Below are 1195 nucleotides of genomic sequence, written 5' to 3' on the forward strand. Positions count from 1 at the left end.
GAAATGGGGAAAGTAGGTGGCTGGTTTGAGGCGGAATTCTGCCTCAAACTCCGCTTGCTGCAAGGGGTTGGGAGTTTCTCACCAGCCTGCTAGGGGGATGCGCAAAAAGCCCCTGCTCCAAGCAAGGTATTTGCGCCAGTGAGTACAGCGATTGGAATTCCTTCTTTTGCTTCCATTTACGCCAAGGCGCCTGCAGCGAAGGCTGAGATTGATGCGATGGCCGATGACATTGCCTCTATGTTTGACGGTGCGATAGTTGCCAAAGCGCCGGTAAAATCTGAAGCTCGTGCTCTTCAGAAGTTGAATGATAATCCCTGGATTGCAGGTGATCCTACTTTGCTTAACGATCTTGCCCGTAACACGATTGTCGTATCGCCGTCCTATATCGGTACTGTGGTGACTGAGCTGAATGGGCGCGGCGCAGAGGTCAGGGTCATAGCTCCAGATTCAAATCCACTTGGTTATAGCGGTGTCAATTCAACCATTAAAACGAAAGCCGGCATTCTTGGTGAAATTCAAGTCAACACACCCGCGATGATATATGCCAAGGAGTCCGAGAGGGTTGCTCGTCAAATTCTTGGTGATGACACCTACAATCAAATCGTGCATCAAACTTCCGTACCTGGAGGACTTGGGCATCAACTCTATGAGCAGTATCGAGTTCTATCACCAGCTGATCCACAGGCGGCTGAAATTGCGGCCCAAAGTCGCGCGTATTACGAGATCGTAAGGAGGGAAAATGGCGGTTGAAAAGGGCACCAATTTCGTTGGTCGTGACGTTTATATTGACTATTCGTATATGAAAGTAATGTTCCGTTGGGATCATGTGGCCGGGTGTATATTTGTTCGCCCCTATGGTAAGGCAGAGTTGCCTACACCTGTGCCTCACGACAATAAAATTTTCAACGATGCCACACTCTATGGCTTTGAAATTTCAAGTGAAGAATATTTGAAAGGGAAATAAGCTAGTGAAAAATCCGAAAATCCGGGGTCAGGTCTTGCAATCCAACAACTGAGATTGCAACCCACTTTGGTGAGCGCTATGTCAGGGGTGGCCGGGTAATCAAAGCGGCAGAAATGTATGATTGCAAGACCTGACCCAATACTGTTTGGTTAGGTCTATTTATCATCCTATACTGAGCCATCTCCTCCCAGGGTGCAGCGATGGCTCGAACCAAGGCAGTCCTCAGTAGTG

The 1195-nt window shown here is 48.5% G+C and carries 2 protein-coding genes; both read left to right on the top strand.

Translation table 11 applies throughout. The features are described from left to right. Window positions 1–138: 138 nt before the first annotated feature. The gene (locus B9A19_RS22390) at window positions 139–750 is read left to right on the top strand and encodes a hypothetical protein (protein ID WP_139799074.1); all 612 of its coding nucleotides are present in this window, start codon (window positions 139–141) and stop codon (window positions 748–750) included. Further along, window positions 740–964, top strand: coding sequence for a hypothetical protein (locus tag B9A19_RS21855; protein WP_084093241.1), 225 nt, complete (start codon window positions 740–742; stop codon window positions 962–964). The genes B9A19_RS22390 and B9A19_RS21855 overlap by 11 nt, the downstream gene beginning before the upstream one ends. The last annotated feature ends 231 nt before the right edge of the window (window positions 965–1195 follow it).

The sequence above is a fragment of the Andreprevotia lacus DSM 23236 genome, assembly GCF_900176275.1.
Classification (GTDB): domain Bacteria; phylum Pseudomonadota; class Gammaproteobacteria; order Burkholderiales; family Chitinibacteraceae; genus Andreprevotia; species Andreprevotia lacus.